At 43.1% G+C, this 13,637-nt stretch carries 15 protein-coding genes and 1 tRNA gene; 7 read left to right on the forward strand and 9 right to left on the reverse strand.

The genetic code is table 11. The features are described 5' to 3' along the window. Positions 1–26 precede the first annotated feature (26 nt). Positions 27–1,130, forward strand: coding sequence for an FAD-dependent monooxygenase (locus tag A8C56_RS11035; protein WP_067755756.1), 1,104 nt, complete (start codon positions 27–29; stop codon positions 1,128–1,130). Between the two features lie 305 nt (positions 1,131–1,435). Here A8C56_RS11035 and A8C56_RS11040 read toward each other — a convergent pair whose 3' ends face one another. The 6 genes from A8C56_RS11040 to A8C56_RS11065 form a co-directional block, all read right to left on the reverse strand. Continuing rightward, positions 1,436–2,302: a nucleotidyltransferase domain-containing protein gene (locus tag A8C56_RS11040; protein WP_067755759.1), complete on the reverse strand. Its 867-nt coding sequence runs from the start codon at positions 2,300–2,302 to the stop codon at positions 1,436–1,438. Between the two features lie 61 nt (positions 2,303–2,363). Next, positions 2,364–3,269 (reverse strand): EamA family transporter, encoded by a 906-nt coding sequence (locus tag A8C56_RS11045; RefSeq protein WP_067755761.1) that lies wholly within the window; start codon positions 3,267–3,269, stop codon positions 2,364–2,366. A 232-nt stretch (positions 3,270–3,501) separates the two neighbouring features. Then, positions 3,502–4,158, reverse strand: a complete 657-nt coding sequence (locus A8C56_RS11050) for a ClpP family protease (RefSeq protein WP_067755764.1) — start codon at positions 4,156–4,158, stop codon at positions 3,502–3,504. A 1-nt stretch (position 4,159) separates the two neighbouring features. Continuing rightward, complete coding sequence (locus tag A8C56_RS11055) at positions 4,160–4,417, reverse strand: hypothetical protein (RefSeq protein ID WP_157097951.1); 258 nt, start codon at positions 4,415–4,417, stop codon at positions 4,160–4,162. Further along, a complete protein-coding gene (locus A8C56_RS11060; protein WP_067755770.1) occupies positions 4,398–4,904 on the reverse strand; it encodes an RNA polymerase sigma factor in 507 nt (168 codons plus the stop codon). The genes A8C56_RS11055 and A8C56_RS11060 overlap by 20 nt, the downstream gene beginning before the upstream one ends. 333 nt (positions 4,905–5,237) lie before the next feature. Then, positions 5,238–6,203, reverse strand: coding sequence for a TolB family protein (locus tag A8C56_RS11065; RefSeq protein ID WP_067755773.1), 966 nt, complete (start codon positions 6,201–6,203; stop codon positions 5,238–5,240). Between the two features lie 501 nt (positions 6,204–6,704). On the opposite strand from A8C56_RS11065, the gene cysC reads away from it, so the two are divergent. Then, a complete protein-coding gene (gene cysC, locus A8C56_RS11070; protein ID WP_067761908.1) occupies positions 6,705–7,265 on the forward strand; it encodes an adenylyl-sulfate kinase in 561 nt (186 codons plus the stop codon). Then, positions 7,262–8,092 (forward strand): sulfotransferase family protein, encoded by an 831-nt coding sequence (locus A8C56_RS11075; protein WP_067755776.1) that lies wholly within the window; start codon positions 7,262–7,264, stop codon positions 8,090–8,092. Before cysC ends, A8C56_RS11075 begins: the two co-directional genes overlap by 4 nt. A gap of 139 nt (positions 8,093–8,231) precedes the next feature. On the opposite strand, the gene A8C56_RS11080 is transcribed toward A8C56_RS11075, so the two are convergent. Then, positions 8,232–8,305: transfer RNA gene (locus A8C56_RS11080), tRNA-Cys, on the reverse strand. A gap of 69 nt (positions 8,306–8,374) precedes the next feature. On the opposite strand from A8C56_RS11080, the gene A8C56_RS11085 reads away from it, so the two are divergent. The 4 genes from A8C56_RS11085 (at position 8,375) to A8C56_RS11100 (ending at position 11,537) form a co-directional block, all read left to right on the forward strand. Beyond that, on the forward strand, positions 8,375–9,250 hold the full coding sequence (locus tag A8C56_RS11085) for a nucleoside phosphorylase (RefSeq protein WP_067755779.1): 876 nt from the start codon (positions 8,375–8,377) through the stop codon (positions 9,248–9,250). A gap of 115 nt (positions 9,251–9,365) precedes the next feature. Then, positions 9,366–10,157 carry a diaminopimelate epimerase gene (gene dapF, locus A8C56_RS11090; RefSeq protein WP_067755781.1) on the forward strand — a complete coding sequence of 264 codons (792 nt, stop codon included), beginning with the start codon at positions 9,366–9,368 and terminating at the stop codon, positions 10,155–10,157. Beyond that, entirely contained in the window at positions 10,150–11,088 is a 939-nt protein-coding gene (locus A8C56_RS11095) for a magnesium transporter CorA family protein (RefSeq protein WP_067755784.1), read from the forward strand. The genes dapF and A8C56_RS11095 overlap by 8 nt, the downstream gene beginning before the upstream one ends. A gap of 8 nt (positions 11,089–11,096) precedes the next feature. After that, on the forward strand, positions 11,097–11,537 hold the full coding sequence (locus tag A8C56_RS11100; protein WP_245645853.1) for an NUDIX domain-containing protein: 441 nt from the start codon (positions 11,097–11,099) through the stop codon (positions 11,535–11,537). Positions 11,538–11,540: 3 nt separating this feature from the next. On the opposite strand, the gene A8C56_RS11105 is transcribed toward A8C56_RS11100, so the two are convergent. Then, positions 11,541–12,860: a TolC family protein gene (locus A8C56_RS11105; protein ID WP_067755790.1), complete on the reverse strand. Its 1,320-nt coding sequence runs from the start codon at positions 12,858–12,860 to the stop codon at positions 11,541–11,543. 11 nt (positions 12,861–12,871) lie between these two features. Further along, positions 12,872–13,546: an ABC transporter ATP-binding protein gene (locus A8C56_RS11110; RefSeq protein WP_067755793.1), complete on the reverse strand. Its 675-nt coding sequence runs from the start codon at positions 13,544–13,546 to the stop codon at positions 12,872–12,874. Between the last annotated feature and the right edge of the window lie 91 nt (positions 13,547–13,637).

Genomic DNA, 13,637 nt, shown 5'->3' on the forward strand with positions numbered 1-13,637 from the left:
TTTGCAGGATAAAACAAAAGTCAGAAATGAAAAAACAGGTTTTAATATCAGGAGCAAGTATTGCAGGATTAACATTAGCGTACTGGCTGAACCGGCACGGCTATAAGGTCACCGTCATTGAAATTTCAAAGGGCCTAAGAAAAGGCGGCTCACCCATTGATGTAAGAGGCAAAGCCTTAGATGCAGCAAAAGAAATGGGCATACTGGAAAAAATTAAAGCAAGGGAATTTGTACATACTGATGCAATGGTAAACGCCCAAAATGAGCCGCTTGTTACTTTTTCGTTAAATGCACAGGCCGAATACCGGGGGGATATTGAAATTCACCGCGACGATTTAGTGGATATACTTTATGGAAACATTCCGGCAAACACAGTCGAATTCCTTTTTGAAAACAGAATTGAAGAGCTTATTCAGCAAAAAGACCAGGTTACAGTAACATTTAAAAACGGGAAACGCAGCAATTTTGACTTCGTTTTTGGAGCAGACGGAACGCATTCTGCCGTAAGGAAACTTGTTTTTGGTAATGAAGCAGCATATTCAAGATTCTTTGGTGCTTATTTTGCCATAGCTGAAGCCTCTGGCATAAAAACCGGCAGGCCCCATTCCGGAGCCGTAATGTACCAGGAGCCGGGCAAGCTGGCTGCGCTTTATCCTTTTAAAAAAACGGTCAATGCCTTACTTGTTTTCAGGTCACCTAAACTAAATTATGATTACAGGGATATGGCACAGCACCGGCAAATTTTAAAGGATCATTTCCAAAACAGTTCCTGGAAAATACCCCGTATTTTAGACACCATGCTTCATTCAGACAATTTATATTTTGATGAAGTTTGTCAGATTCACATGCCTGCCTGGTCAAAAGGGCGTGTTGCTTTGGTTGGGGATGCCGCGCATACCGCAAGCTTCCCCACAGGGATGGGCACAAGCCTGGCAATGCAGGGGGCTACAATTTTAGCGCAGGAACTTCAGGCATCAAACGGGGATTATCAATCGGCATTTTCAAACTACTATGCATCCTATAAACCCTTTGTGGAAAGCATTCAGGCAAGAATTATCCGCGGGTTGGATTGGTCAGTTCCTGAAACGCAGCAAGGGATTGAGGCAGCGATTAACCGGTTTAAAGGATAAACAACATTATTATATGGGAGTGATATTTTAATCCGTCCGAAAATTTTTCCAAAGACGTAACACTTTTTTGTTGGTCTATCATGAATTTCACTTTGTGTTATATCCCGCTGACAACGCAGACCTCCCGCCTTTGGCGGAAGCGCAGATGAATGGTTGCCAGCGCTGTTCCCTGCCTCGCCGGTTTACCTACCGATGGCAGGCAGAGCGGTTTCTGCGGGAACACTGAACGGCACGGGTTATTCTTTTAGTTCTTCAGGCTCCCCGCTGTTGCAGAATGCGCCGTTAATGCCAAGCCTCCTGAACATCTACCTGTTTTTCAGATCATACAGTGGTTTATAGAGTTCTCCGGCAAATTGAAGGATGTTTTTATGCAGGGCTTTTAATAACGCCACATTAGCATTTAGTGAATGCTTGGACAAGGATAATATCTTTTCAACCTGTTCTTTAAAATCATCCGGTTTTAAAGAAAATCCATCCAATGTATTAAATGCCCTTTTATCCCCTAAGGGATAGCAATTGTTGATTGCGAATAACGCATTTACTATGTTCTTTACCGCCCTGGTAATACAGCCTGCAACATTATAAAGATCTTCCTGTATTATGAACCCCTCTGCGATCCGAATGGTAAATTCGGCAGACCATAATGAGCGGTTAATGACATCAGTTCTCAACTTTTGCGGATAAGGAAAAATCTGTTTTTTAAATGCCTCAATAATCTGATGAGGGTCATAGAGCGGAACAGCTATTGCTATTTCTGCCAAATAGGTTAAGGAGGAAAATCCATACGGAGGCTGTTGTTCAAAATGATGCTCCCAGACCCCCTCAATAGCTTTATGAATGGTTTGCCTTACCTGGACTGTATTCCTGTACAGAAAGTCCACCTTCCCTTGCGGGGTTCTTATCCAGGCGCCACCATTTACCCAGGGCCCCCATTCATAAAATCCTGTAACAACCGGGGTATCGATCGCATACCGTTCCGCAACCGTCTTTATAGCCTCTATGGTAAACGGCCGGTCTTCATTATAATAAATTCCGATATCGATGTCAGAAGCAGGGGTTGCTGTCCCTTCTGCATAAGAACCGCCCAGCACAACAGCCTTAACACCATCGATTCCTTTTAAGTCATCAGCAATGGCAGTCATTAATTGCTTCTTTTGCGGGTGCATCTTCATTTTTACTTTTTAACCTACAAAAATAGGATTTATCACCAGGGTTAGGTGCCTGATTGATCAGTCATCTGCCAGGTGGAGCTTTCGTCTTATTACTATTAACAATAACAACAGCCGCTATAATAATGCCGATACCCAGCCATTGGCTGGCTACTACTTTTTCATGAAGCACCAGGAATGCAGAAGAAACAGAAACGGGAATCTCTACGCTTGCGATAATGCTTCCCAGGCCCAAACCGGTTTTAGGAATGCCCGCTGTAAAACATAAGGGCGGCAATATGGTGCCAAACACTCCTAAAGCAACACCCCACCCTATTCCTTCCATTGAAAAATGCCGGAAAGTAGTGATATTCCAAAAGAGCGCAATAACAATGAGCCCTCCTGAAACAAGGTATTTACTCCTGACAAAACCGGGCAGCCCGTTTGCTACATTGCTGGAGGCATACATCGTTATGGTATAAGACACAGCCGCCCCCAGCCCCAGTAACAATCCTCTCCAATCCACCGGGTTGTTTGCGCTAACCAGATCAGTAGCCAGAACAGTGCCGATCAGCACCGTAACAGCCCCTGCAATCTTTCTGGCCCCGATCCTTTTCCCCGTCAGCAGCCATTCCAGCACAATGCTCATCCAGATGGATTGCATCAGTAAGATAATGCCTGTTGAAACCGGTATATATTGTATAGCTAAATAATAACACAGCGTGGTAGTGCCTAAAGAAATTCCCCAAAACAGTAACCTGGTTTTATCGCCCCGGCCTGCTCTCCTGTCTGTGGCAGATACCGCCCGCGGATTATGTTCTTTGATAAAAGCATAAACGGTCAAAAACAGCAATCCTGTAAAAAATTGCGTAACTGTTAAGATGCTTGTGTGGATGCCCAGATGATTGCTGTATTTAACAATTGTGGCCAAAATGCCATAGCTTGCTGCTCCCAAAAAAACACAGATCGCCCCCTTTAGTCCATCCTTCATAAAAACTCCTGTTAAGGCACAAATGTATTCTAACTATTTCACGTAAAAGAAAAAAAGACCAGGGAGCCCGAGCTTTTTACCTGTAAATGATGACGAAATAAGTTCCAGTATTTAATCGCAAAGCGCCCGCAGGATAAAATTTTTCTTCAAACAATGGAGTGGCACTAACAAAAAGAAAACAGACAGAATATTTAACGGAAGAACTTATGATGATAGGCCTGTCAGGCAATAACTATTCCCTTTTAAACCCTATCATCTCTCTATTTTTACCCGCTTGAAATTGAATTTTGCATTTGATGTCTTCTATGCTAATCAAATCATCTGTATCGCCTAATACTTCATCAACCAAACCATATTCTTTTGCTTCAACAGCATTAAAAAAATGGTCACGGCGAAACATCTCTTCAATTTCATCTTTGGTATGTCCTGAAAATTTGCCAATCAGATAAAATATTTGATTTTGTAATCGCTCTTGTTCTTTGTAAGCAATGCGAACATCTTCGGTATAACCTTTTGCACCGCCACCTGTAGGATGCATGTGCACAGTCGCATAAGGAAGCGCATAACGTTGTCCTTTGGCACCTGCTGTAAGTAAAACGGTTGCCATGCTTCCGCAAAAACCAACTGCAACAGTTGATACAGGTGATTTTAATTTTCGTATCGTATCATAAATAGCAAAACCTGAATACACAACGCCACCGGGACTATTGATATAAAGCATAATTGGCTTGTGACTTTCACTATCGAGGTAAAGAAGTTGTGCCACTACAAGATTCGCAATATTTTCTTCAATGGCTGTGCCTAAAAAAACAATTCTTTCTTTTAGCAAAAGACTATAAATATCGTAAGCACCTCTTGTGGTACTGTCTAATACTGTAGGGATAATCATATCAGGCAAAAATATTTTTTAGTTGTTGTACGAAAGAAGGTTCACGCAGCAGTTGCTGATAAATTAATTCCAGCTTATTTCTTTGTTGCCTACGTGAAAAGATCCGAATAAGTTTATGCACCTGTCTTTGTGCTGCTACTTTTTCAAATAGCGAACCATCAAGAAGCATGCGTGTTTCAAATTGTGATTTTTTTTCGCCGCTCATTTGATGCGATAAATACTTTTCTATCTGCTCTACCTCAATTAAATCGTTCCTCATATAAATTCATTTTTTTTAGCTCTATGCGAATTTTTTCAATACATTTATGTTTTTGTACTGTCGCCGAACGAACGCCATTGAACCCAAAAACTGCGGCGATTTGTTGAAGCGAAAGATTATCGTAATAAAATGCTTTGAGTATGTGCAAACATTTTTGTCCTGCCAATAATAAATAATGAAAAACATTTTTATCTTCATCTGCAGCTGCATTTTCTTCATCAACAAATGCTTCCACATCTTCCGGCAATGAATCGAAATATTGATTTTTAGAATGAAGCCAAAGTATTTTAGCAGTGCCCAGCAAATATGCTTTTGCTGAAGTATGAATTTGCAATGTACCTTTTGCTTCTCTTTCAAGATATATCAATAGCGCATCATGAAAAGTATCATTCGCTTCTTCAAGATTTCCACCTAAACGCTTTATTAAACGCGCCGCTTCAGGAAAGGCTTCCCGATATAACTCAACTAAACTTTCCTGCTCCATCATTCCATTTTATTATTAGTGTACAAAAAGATAGCATTATCACCTTAAATCATGAAATTCTTTTTTCATGTATGAAGTTGGTTCTAATTCTCACCATTTATACTTTATATTCACTTTTGCCGCCAACTCGCACAACAGGATATTGCCGTAAAATGGCACACAAACGTAAAATTTATGGTATCACACGCTACTGCGCCAGACTCTTCAACATTGAAAGCCAATAAGTTATCATTATTTATCCGGTATTGTTATTAGAACAATCCACGCCAACCAATTTCACACAGGTTCCTGATAGATCGGGACTATTAAGATTGATGACTGACAACTGAAACGCTGTTATTTATTTTTTTCCAGGACTTTGAAGTCAATATAATAAATATCTCCCAGGCCATTGCCCGGCTGGCAAATACGATCCCGGAATCCCCGCAGATCCTGTGGTTGATCAGGCACTGGCGCCGGATCGCTCCGGGTGCTGCCAAAATAAAAATAGCGGCCGTCACGGGTCACCTTTGGCGCCCATTCTGTTGCGGGTGAATTAACAGGTGCGCCAAGCTTCCGGGCTTTTGTCCAGTCCTTACCCGCCTTATAGCTCACATAGAAATCTGCATTCCCCAATCCGTTGGGGTAAGTGGCCATAAAAATCAGGTAGCTTTCATCAGGAGCTATAAAAGCCTCATACTCATTATCAGTAGTATTGATGCTGTCTCCCATGTTCTCAACATTACTGTACCGGCCATTCACCAGTTCAGTCCTGTAAATATCAGCACCGCCTTTACCGCTTTTTCTTGAAGAACCAAAGACCAGGGTTCCGTTATCAGCCAGCGATGGATAATATTCATTGGCTTCGCTGTTAACAGGCGCCTCCAGATGAACCGGATCCTGCCAGCGCCCGTTCTTCAACTCCGTTTTCCAGATATCCCAACTGGAATTCAGCGTATCTTTTTTATGAACGGGCCGGTCTGAAACAAAGTACATGGTTGTTCCATCCTTTGTAACAAATGGGTCCACATCCAGGTATTTGCCTGAAAAAGGAACAACCACGGGCGGTGACCATACTTCCTTTTTTTTATAAGACACACAAATGGCGCAGGCGGCCAGATCCGGCCTGCATTGTAAAAAATAAACCGTGTCCCCCGATGGAGTAAAACAGGCATGCGTTTCATAGCCGCCTGTACTAATAATACCAGCCCCTAACAACCTGGGAAGTGTATCATGCAGTGCGCGCCCGGGCATATGGGCTGCTTCGGCAGGAGTGCTGCCCAAAAGCAAAAACAAGAAAAGGATCATACGGTTGTAGTTCATATCATGCATCCTGTATTATAACAGTGCATTAAAGTTATTCCAAATCCGGTCAAAAAAAAGAAACTGTTATGAAAAAGCGTTGACGTATGATCTGTGGTGCAAATCAGCAACAAATACGTTAAAATAAAAACATCCCGATAAGAATTTATCCGCCGGCAACAGCATCCAACAGATCCGCATACAAAAGAAAATTATAAATCCTTCATCCCAACCTGATGTAACAGGGCATTGTGGTGACGATTTCTATATATTTTCTATATATTTGTTGCAATACATACATATTTTAAGTACCAATTGCCGTTATTCTTAACCAGGTATTTATCTTAACTATTGAATATGTATATAACAGTGGTACAGTTCTTTGTGCCGCTATCCGGTAATAGAGAGGAATCATTGTTCCTTTATGCGCTTTAAAACGGCAATTTAGTTACCTGGTTATAAAAAATAGCATTGGGTAAGGACAAAGCGGTGTCTAACTATTTTTTAACAAATCACTTTTATATGATCATCCAATTATGCGGAATGTCCGGGGCGGGGAAAACCACGATTTCAGACATCGTTCAACGCAAAGCGGCAAAGCTATACGGAATCAGGGTAGCGGTCATAGACGGCGATGTTTATAGAAGAACATTGAACAGGGATTTAGGATATTCCAAACAGGATCGTATTGAAAACATTAAACGATTGGGTAAGGTTGCCTATCAATTATCCAGGAAAGGGATCGTAGCCATTATCAGCGCCATCAATCCTTACAGGGATGCCCGGAACGAATTGAAAAGAAAATACCCTGCTGTTAAAGAAGTTTTTATAGACTGCCCTTTGGAGGTGCTTATTGAAAGAGATACAAAAGGATTATACAAAAAAGCTTCCTTACCGGAAGATCATCCGGATAAATTAAAAAATCTTAGCGGGCTTAATGACCCTTTTGAAAAGCCTGAAGACCCGGATCTGCATTTGCGCACAGACCGCATGGAAACTGACAAATGCGCACAGCAATTAATAAAACTTATCGTGGAAGATACATCTGCGGATTTAATTTCCGGTTCCCCCAAAAGCACATGAACAACAAAGTAATTATTATTTTAGGCATGCACCGTTCCGGCACCTCATTAACCGCAGGATGGTTGCACAGTTGCGGGCTGCACATTGGCGACAGATTGATGGGCGCAGGGATCGGTAACGTTGAAGGGCATTATGAAGACAAAGATTTTTTTGAAGCCCACGAGCGCATACTCAGTGCGCATAACCTGCCGCCCGATGGATTAACTTATAAAGAATTACCTCCCTTGCGGGGAAATGAAAAAGCGCAATTGCAGGCATTGATCAATAAAAAAAACGAACGTCATGCTACATGGGGGTGGAAAGAACCAAGAACCTGCCTGTTTACGGACTGTTACGGGGAACTGATCCCCGATGCCTTTTATGTCATTGTGTTCCGGGATTACAGAAGCGTGGTCAGTTCGCTCATCACCCGCCTCTACAAGTCTATGGAGGAAGATATACTTTCAGAACAACACCTGGGTTTCTTTCGGAGATATTTTGAAAAACGAAAGCGCCTGAAAACGCTTTTACAGCAATATGCAACGCATTATTTGAAGATATGGATACATTACAACCGGAAGATCCTGGAATTTGTTCAACAGTTACCCGTACACCGGTACCGGTTTGCAACCCAGCATTCCTTGTTGCAATCCGGTTCTTCCTTTATTGAACGCGTCAAAAAACAGTGGCAGCTAAGCGAACTGGAATATATTCCGTTTGAGGAACGCTACAAAAGAAAACTGCAAAGTCGCGTTTTAAAGATAGCGCCTTATATACAGGAAAAAAAACTGCTGGCAGAAGCCCGGTATGTATTTTCACAGCTTACAAAAATGCTTGAACTGCAGTAAATCATTTTCAATTACTATACAATATGAAAAGATATTATCATCCGGGGCTGAATAACCGGAAGCCCGCCCCGCAAAAGTCAATGCAGCAGGGTATTTCATAAGAAAATCCGCTATGGTAGCGGATTTTATGTTTTTTATCTGGAGGTCCCGAGCGGATTCAAACCGCTGTACAAGCTTTTGCAGAGCTCTGCCTAGTCACTCGGCCACGGGACCATTTAACTTTGAAGGCTGGCAAAAATAGGATATTTTTGGTAAATATTCGCAAAGATTAAATGCCTTTTTATGAGCCGAATCGCAGAATCGGAATTAATTATCAATAACCGGGGGGCTATTTACCACCTGGACCTCCGGCCGGAAGAACTGGCCGATACCGTAGTAACCGTGGGAGATCCGGACCGGGTGCAGGAATTCAGCAAATATTTTGACAATATAGATGTAAAACGCCAGCACCGGGAGTTTGTAACCCATACCGGAACCATTGGCGGCAAGCGGCTTACGGTGCTTTCCTCGGGCATAGGGCCGGACAATATCGATATTGTGCTGAACGAGCTGGATGCATTGGTCAATATCAACTTTGAAACCCGGGAAATAAACCCGGTATTCAGATCGCTTAATATTATCCGCGTTGGCACATCCGGCGCCCTGCAGGCAGATATTCCGGTAGATAGCTTTGTAGCTTCCACCCATGGGCTGGGACTTGATAATTTACTGAATTTTTACCGCCCGGAAGAAACGGATGAGGAAACACAGCTCCTTCAGTCCTTTGTTACGCATGTGCAGATGCAGGGCCTCAGCGCACCTTATATTACAGGTGCCGCCCCCTCCCTGCTGAAACATTTTGTAGAGGGCTTTCACCAGGGCATTACCGTTACCTGCCCGGGGTTCTATGGCCCGCAGGGACGCGTACTGCGGTTAGGGGTGCGGAACCCGCAACTCATCGATCGCCTAACGGATTTCCGTTTCGGCCAGCACCGCATCACCAATTTTGAAATGGAAACCTCGGCCATCTTTGGGTTGGGACGGTTACTGGGCCATAATTGCCTGGCCCTAAACGCCATTGTGGCCAATCGCATTGTTAAGGAGTTCAGCAAGGATAACAAGGCGGCTGTTGAACAACTGATCATCAGATTTCTGGAAATTTTTAAAAATCATTTTTAAACCGGCGGCAAAACAGGTTGCAGCTTCCTTGCTACGCTCAGTTCATCGTTCCGCTATAATGGCATCAGCACGTTCCAATGAACCATGAACTATGAACTATTAACTATTATCAACAATGGAAATAACATTTTACAAATACCAGGGCACGGGAAACGATTTTGTGCTGGCAGATAACCGGCGGAACCATTGTTCCCGTCTCACAGAAGAACAGATAAAACACATCTGCGACCGGCGTTTTGGCATCGGTGCAGACGGGTTCATGTTATTAAATGAAAAAGAAGGCTATGATTTTGAAATGGTCTACTATAATGCAGACGGGTGGGAAGGAAGCATGTGTGGTAATGGTGGGCGCTGTATTGTAAAATTTGCAAACGACCTGGGCATTAAAAAAAACAGGTATGTATTCCTGGCCACAGACGGGCCACATGAGGCCACTCTTGAGGGGGATGCGGTTTCCCTGAAAATGAAAGATGTGGAGGGCATCCGGAAATACAAAACAGATTCGGTGCTTAATACCGGGTCTCCGCATTATGTGCAACTGGAGCCGGACGTCATGAGCCTGGATGTAGTTAAAGAAGGGCAAAGAATCCGTTACAGCAAAGAATATACAGATGAAGGCATTAATGTAAACTTTGTGCAGGTAAAAGAAGACGGCAGCCTGATCGTTCGTACCTATGAGCGCGGCGTGGAAAATGAAACCTACTCCTGTGGCACCGGTGTAACCGCTGCAGCGCTGGTATTTCATCATAACGACAACGGATTTAACTCGATAGATATTGAGACCATCGGAGGAAAGCTGAATGTCCGCTATCACCGGGAACTGGATGGTTCCTTTAACAACATCTGGCTGAAAGGCCCTGCCCTGCAGGTATTTAAGGGCACCATAAATATAACAGGACATGATTAAGTATTTCAAAAATATCGACCATGAAACGGTTGAGATCTCTGAGCCGGAAAATGACAGCTGGGTCAATGTGGTTCCCCCTCTAAAGCAGGAAGAGTTCTATGAGCTTTCTGAAAAGCTGGAGATCCCCATTGACTTTTTAACAGATTCGCTGGATATAGATGAACGCAGCCGCTTTGAGGAAGACGATAACGTAAAACTGCTTGTAATAAAAACCCCTACAGATAATAATTCCTTTAACGAAAGCGATGCGGATTATATTACCATTCCCATCATCATTATCCTTACCCATAACCATATTGTAACCGTTAATTCCTTTGAGAACCCCGCCATTAAAAAATTCCTGACCACATTTCAAAACCGTCAGCCGGATAAAAAAAGCCTTATGGTGGTCAAGATCATTGAAAAGATCATCCAGAATTTTATGGAATACCTGAAGGAAATTAACCGGAAGCGGGGCATCATTGAACGGAATTTTTATACCGATCATAAAAATGAGCACCTGCAGGAACTGATGCGCTTACAAAAAAGCCTGGTGTATTTTGTAGCAGCGCTTCGTTCCAATGAGCTGCTGCTGGCCAAATTACAACGTACCGGATTCCTGAGCCTTACCGAAGAAGAGACTGAATCACTCGAAGACCTGATGGTAGATAACTCACAGGCATTGGAAATGGCAAACATATATACCAATATTTTAAACAGCAGTATGACCACCTTTGGCCATGTTATTGCCAACAACCAGAACCTGTATTTAAAAAAGCTGGTTATAGTCATTATACTTTTAAGCATACCGCTTTTAACCGCCTGTATTTTCAGCATGAACGTGTACAACGGGCTTGAAGGGGCTGCCTACCCGTTCTATATTATTGCTTCTTTCTCATTCCTAGTTATACTTGTACTGGCCCTGCTGGCCTTCAGAAAAAAACTATTCTAATGGTGTTAATGGCTTTCAACATCCGGGTTTACGGGGTCCTGGTCAATGATAACAAACAGGTTCTGGTAAGTGATGAACGGATACTGAATAATGATGAAGTAACCAAATTCCCCGGCGGCGGTCTTGAGCTGGGAGAAGGACCTGTAGACTGCCTGGTACGGGAATGCAGGGAGGAAATGAATGCGGAGGTAAAAGTGACCGGGCATTTATACACAACAGACTTCTTTCAGCAGTCTGCTTTTAATGAGCAGCACCAGCTTATTTCCATTTATTACCTGCTGGCACCCGTTACCCCGCTTATGTACCCGGTTAGCAACGGCGCTCCTGTTTTCCCGGATCATGTATCAGAAAATTTCCGTTTTATTGACTGGGATTATTTTTCACCGGGCACAATGACATTGCCTGTTGATAAAATTGCCGCGCAGGTACTTAAAGAGAAATACGGTTGAGGATCAATGCTTCATTTCCTCCGGGGAAATGCCCTGGTAATAATTGTAGATCTTCACACGCAGCAGGTATTCATACCTGCCCCCTATCAGGTCTATGTTTGCGCGGTCCAGGTTTGTTTTTACGGTTAAGTATTCAACAGAATTCCATACGCCCACATTAAACCGGGCCTCTGCGGCCTGGTAAGATTGCTGCAATGCAGTTACACGTTCCAGTAATTTTTTATACCGGTCATATGCGGCGGTCATATTAATATATGCCGTTTGAATATTCTGCTGCAGCTCTGTTTTTGTTGCCTGATCGTTCTGCTGCGCATCCTTTAGAAATAATTTTGCTGTTTTTACATTGTTCCTTGCCTGTAAATTATTAAAAATGGGTATAGACAGGGTGAGCCCTATATTTTTGTTGCTGTTATTTTTGAGCTGGTCAGTAAGACGGCCTCCGGATTGTGCATAATTACTTCCAAGCCCATAACCCATGCTCAGGGAAGGATATAATTGCGACCGGGCAGCCTTTAAACCGTATTCTGCGCTCTTAAGGGAAAACTCCGCCACTTTTACCTGGGAAAAGCGCTCCAGGGCGCTATGATAGGCCGTATTGGCATCTGTGGCCACTTTTTCAAACAGGTCAGGAACGGCGATCCGTTCAAATACGATGCTGCTGTCATAAGGAATATTCATATTCTGGCAAATGGCAATCTTGCTGTTTTCCACATCTCTTTTTGCGTTAATGATAGACGCCTCATCATTTGCGTACTGCCCCTGCAGGTCAAACAGGTCTGAAGGTTTTATAGCCCCGCTGGAGTCCATTACTGTCAGCCGTTTTACCTGTTTTTCAGACAACGTTGCCTGACTAATGCTTTGTGTAAGCAGGTCCTGTGCATTCATAAACTGCAGGTATGCCAGTATGGTGTTAAGTGTGATATTATCTTTTTGTTGCTGCCAGCTCATCTTTGATGCCTGTGCATTCATTGATAACTGCCTGGCTGTGTTCTGCAGGTAGCCCCCCCGGAAAAGCGCTACATCCCCTCCTATATTATAACTACCGGAATAGAAGTTATTATCCACATAGCTGTTTGTGGTATTATCAATACTACGTCCAAAAAACCAGCCATGGTTTACGGAGGCATTCAGGTTGGGCAGCATATTCAGCCGTGCCTGTTTCCTGCTGATCTCATCCCGTCCGGCCTGGTTCTCAGCCTGGCTAACCAGCAGGTTGTTTTTAAGGGCAATATCAATGCATTGTTCCAGTGTGTACGTTGTTTGCTGCGCCCTTATTCCCATACTAATGCCTATGCAGCCCAAAATGACAAAAAATCTTTTCATAACGTCCCTCTTTATCTTGCACTTTTATCAATATGCCCGTCTAATAAATGAATAATGCGCGCTCCGTATTCTGCATTTTTTTCTGAATGGGTTACCTGTATAATGGTTACCCCCTCCTGGTTCAGCTGTTTAAACAGCTCCATAATTTCTGCTCCCTGTTTTGAGTTCAGGTTACCGGTGGGCTCGTCTGCCAGTAATAATTTCGGGCTGCCGATCAGCGCTCTTGCAATACCCACCAATTGCTGCTGGCCACCGGATAACTGGGTGGGGAACAGGTCTTTTTTACCAACAATATTAAAACGGTCCAGCATATCGGCTACCATGGCTTTGCGTTCTGATGTTTTAATTCCTTTATACAACAGCGGCGTTTCAATATTTTCATAAACAGTGAGCTCATCAATCAAATGATAGGCCTGGAACACAAATCCGATATATTGTTTGTACAAAGCGGTACGCTGTTTTTCTTTAAGCGTCTGTACCGCTTCGCCCATAAAATGATATTCGCCTTCATCAAAATCATCCAGCATGCCAATTACATTCAGCAAGGTAGATTTACCGGAGCCGGAGGGCCCCATCACTGATACAAATTCCCCTTCATCAATATCCAGGTGAATATCCTTTAATAAAAAAGTGCGATTGATTCCTGTATTCACCCACTTGTAAATTCCTTTTAATGATAATAACATGATATATAAGATTTGAGTTTTCAGTGATCAGTCCCGATGGCTATCGGGATCAGCATTCGGCACCTCGCATAGCAACGGCCCACCAATTCCA

The organism is Niabella ginsenosidivorans (assembly GCF_001654455.1).
Taxonomy (GTDB): Bacteria; Bacteroidota; Bacteroidia; order Chitinophagales; family Chitinophagaceae; genus Niabella; species Niabella ginsenosidivorans.

What these genes read in the sequence shown, in the direction of transcription:
- A8C56_RS11035 (WP_067755756.1), top strand. Translation starts at nt 27, where the DNA reads ATGAAAAAACAGGTTTTAATATCAGGAGCAAGTATTGCAGGATTAACA.
- A8C56_RS11040 (WP_067755759.1), bottom strand. Translation starts at nt 2,302, where the DNA reads ATGAAGATGCACCCGCAAAAGAAGCAATTAATGACTGCCATTGCTGAT.
- A8C56_RS11045 (WP_067755761.1), bottom strand. Translation starts at nt 3,269, where the DNA reads ATGAAGGATGGACTAAAGGGGGCGATCTGTGTTTTTTTGGGAGCAGCA.
- A8C56_RS11050 (WP_067755764.1), bottom strand. Translation starts at nt 4,158, where the DNA reads ATGATTATCCCTACAGTATTAGACAGTACCACAAGAGGTGCTTACGAT.
- A8C56_RS11055 (WP_157097951.1), bottom strand. Translation starts at nt 4,417, where the DNA reads ATGAGGAACGATTTAATTGAGGTAGAGCAGATAGAAAAGTATTTATCG.
- A8C56_RS11060 (WP_067755770.1), bottom strand. Translation starts at nt 4,904, where the DNA reads ATGATGGAGCAGGAAAGTTTAGTTGAGTTATATCGGGAAGCCTTTCCT.
- A8C56_RS11065 (WP_067755773.1), bottom strand. Translation starts at nt 6,203, where the DNA reads ATGAACTACAACCGTATGATCCTTTTCTTGTTTTTGCTTTTGGGCAGC.
- cysC (WP_067761908.1), top strand. Translation starts at nt 6,705, where the DNA reads ATGATCATCCAATTATGCGGAATGTCCGGGGCGGGGAAAACCACGATT.
- A8C56_RS11075 (WP_067755776.1), top strand. Translation starts at nt 7,262, where the DNA reads ATGAACAACAAAGTAATTATTATTTTAGGCATGCACCGTTCCGGCACC.
- A8C56_RS11085 (WP_067755779.1), top strand. Translation starts at nt 8,375, where the DNA reads ATGAGCCGAATCGCAGAATCGGAATTAATTATCAATAACCGGGGGGCT.
- dapF (WP_067755781.1), top strand. Translation starts at nt 9,366, where the DNA reads ATGGAAATAACATTTTACAAATACCAGGGCACGGGAAACGATTTTGTG.
- A8C56_RS11095 (WP_067755784.1), top strand. Translation starts at nt 10,150, where the DNA reads ATGATTAAGTATTTCAAAAATATCGACCATGAAACGGTTGAGATCTCT.
- A8C56_RS11100 (WP_245645853.1), top strand. Translation starts at nt 11,097, where the DNA reads ATGGCTTTCAACATCCGGGTTTACGGGGTCCTGGTCAATGATAACAAA.
- A8C56_RS11105 (WP_067755790.1), bottom strand. Translation starts at nt 12,860, where the DNA reads ATGAAAAGATTTTTTGTCATTTTGGGCTGCATAGGCATTAGTATGGGA.
- A8C56_RS11110 (WP_067755793.1), bottom strand. Translation starts at nt 13,546, where the DNA reads ATGTTATTATCATTAAAAGGAATTTACAAGTGGGTGAATACAGGAATC.